The sequence below is a fragment of the Dapis purpurea BLCC-M126 genome (assembly GCF_050015975.1).
GTDB lineage: Bacteria > Cyanobacteriota > Cyanobacteriia > Cyanobacteriales > Microcoleaceae > Trichodesmium.
On sequence record NZ_JBNHER010000104.1, the window covers coordinates 1 to 2,195 of the forward strand.

Consider the following 2,195-nt stretch of genomic DNA (forward strand, 5'->3'; position numbering starts at 1 on the left):
GGGAACGGAGACCTCGGCATCCCATCCTAACGGACTGCTCCGCTTTCCGACCGCTTTTTCCTCTTGAAAGAGGAGGCTTTAAACCTGAATTATTTAATTAATAATTAATAATTAATAATTATTCGGTAAAGAGGCGAGTCAATGAATACCTCTCCCCCAACCCCTCTCCTTCCAGGAGAGGGGGGAGGTTTTAGCCAGAATTTTAGTCTAGACGCGCTAGTAGTTTCAGATAAGGAACGTCTATAGTACCCACTCTCACGCTTCCACTTTTTGCCTCTACCTTTCGTATTTGTTTTAGGTTTTCATCTCTCGTATACGGTGGTGCTTTAAAGTTACCATGTTGCCATAGAAGCGCGTCTTTTCGCGGTGTCATTGTCACTATTGTCCCCCTTTTGGCTGGCAACATCATAGCATTTATGCTTTTCATAAGCACCATCACCTGAAACCTGAGCTAGATTACATTACCACCCCATCTAATAAATCTGAAAATACTGCATCATCTGAGGTACAATTTGAAATAGTTGACATACTCCCGACGCTCCCCTACGGGAGAGCGCGGGATTCTTCAGCCAAGGAAACCTTGACCGCAGTTTTTACAGAAGTGATGTCCTCCTCCTGTGTTGATAATAATCCTATTTTCTGTATTATAAGAGCTGAGTTATAGTCTCTATCTAGCTCTTGACCACATTTAGGGCATGAATGCCAGCGTTCTGATAAGCTTTTGGGGACTTTACTCAAGCATTCCCAACAATGTTGAGACGTACCTTTTGGGTCTACTTTGATAATTCTCTTGCCTAACTTCCAGGCAACATACTCTAAGATTTGAATAAACTGACCAAATGCTGCATCTTGCAAAGACTTATTTAGCCCTGATTTAGCTGACTGACCATTGGGCAAAAATTGACCATTATCACCTAATTTAGCTTTGCAACGTCTGACTAAAGAAGCTATTTGCAGGTCTTCTAAAAATACCACCTGGCAGTCACTGAACAAATGATAAGCAAGTTTGAATTGCCAATCGAGTCGTTGCCTAGCTATTAGTTGATGGAGTTTTGCTATTTTACGCTTGAGAATCTTCCAAGGATGAGAATGTTTTGGTTTTTTAGCTAATCTCACCTGTAGTTTAGATAAGCGATGCTCAGAGAATCTGAAAAATTTAGGAACTTCTATAAATTCTCCATCAGATGTAACAGCATAGTGCAACAATCCTAGGTCGATACCTTTGGAGTTATCTTCGGTGGGTTGAATTTCTACAACCTCTACAGGTACAGTCTTATCTTCTATGGTGAAGCTAATATACCATCCGTCTGCTTCGCGAATTACTGTACCTGTCTTAACCTTGAATCCTGCTGGTATTAGGCGATTGTAGACAAAGGGAACTAAACCAATCTTTGGTAGATTTATACAAATACGACCGTTGGCATTTTTGACAATATGAGAATTTGATAACTGAGGATAACTGAACGAATTATAATAATGCTTCCCTTTGAATTTCGGTCTCCCACTGGTTTTACCGTTTTTGTCAGGTTTGGTAAAGTTATCCATGGTAGTTTGTACACGCTGAACAACATCCTGTAAAACCTGGGAGTGCATGGATTTGTATTCCGGAAATAGCTTTTTAGTTTGTACTAGGTCTGCTAACTGTACTGTTTCCCAAACTACATAACCATTTATGATATTAGGATGCTTATCATCTTTTTTCGTTACTGGGTTGCCATCACTATCTTTCTTTCTGCCATCCCGTGTTTGTACTCTAAATTCGGGGATATTTTGATAAATTCGGTCTACTGGTACTACTGAAACATTTAAAGGACAGGCATTTACTGGTGTGCGTGTTGATTCAAACCAATTCAATCTTTGAGCCAAACGATAATTATATTGTTTTCTAGCCAATTCTAACCAATTAGCGATAATAACCCCTTGACTTTTATGGGGCTTGAGCTTGTACTTATATTTCAGTAGCATCCTAGAATCGACCTTTATATCTACATTCGTTATTATATCAAAAATTAGGACGAACTACACACATCGGTGCCCGGCTTTCATCCCGGCGCTGAATTGAAAATTACAGCGCGGGACTTCCCGCCGGGTTAGTTAAAGTTTTTTGATAAGCAAATGATGAGAAACTAATAGCGATCGTTTACAGCAATTTTCAGGTAATTGAACCACAAAGTGGGGTAAAATGGATTTGATGT

At 39.8% G+C, this 2,195-nt stretch carries 2 protein-coding genes; both read right to left on the reverse strand.

The window, feature by feature from the left end; genetic code table 11:
* Positions 1-202: 202 nt before the first annotated feature.
* On the reverse strand, positions 203-373 hold the full coding sequence (locus ACP6PL_RS09760; protein ID WP_426544988.1) for a hypothetical protein: 171 nt from the start codon (positions 371-373) through the stop codon (positions 203-205).
* Between the two features lie 170 nt (positions 374-543).
* Positions 544-1,965, reverse strand: coding sequence for an RNA-guided endonuclease InsQ/TnpB family protein (locus ACP6PL_RS09765; protein WP_426544990.1), 1,422 nt, complete (start codon positions 1,963-1,965; stop codon positions 544-546).
* Between the last annotated feature and the right edge of the window lie 230 nt (positions 1,966-2,195).

Excerpts from the sequence above, each read along its gene's own strand:
- ACP6PL_RS09760 (WP_426544988.1), bottom strand. The coding sequence starts at position 373 with ATGACACCGCGAAAAGACGCGCTTCTATGGCAACATGGTAACTTTAAA.
- ACP6PL_RS09765 (WP_426544990.1), bottom strand. The coding sequence starts at position 1,965 with ATGCTACTGAAATATAAGTACAAGCTCAAGCCCCATAAAAGTCAAGGG.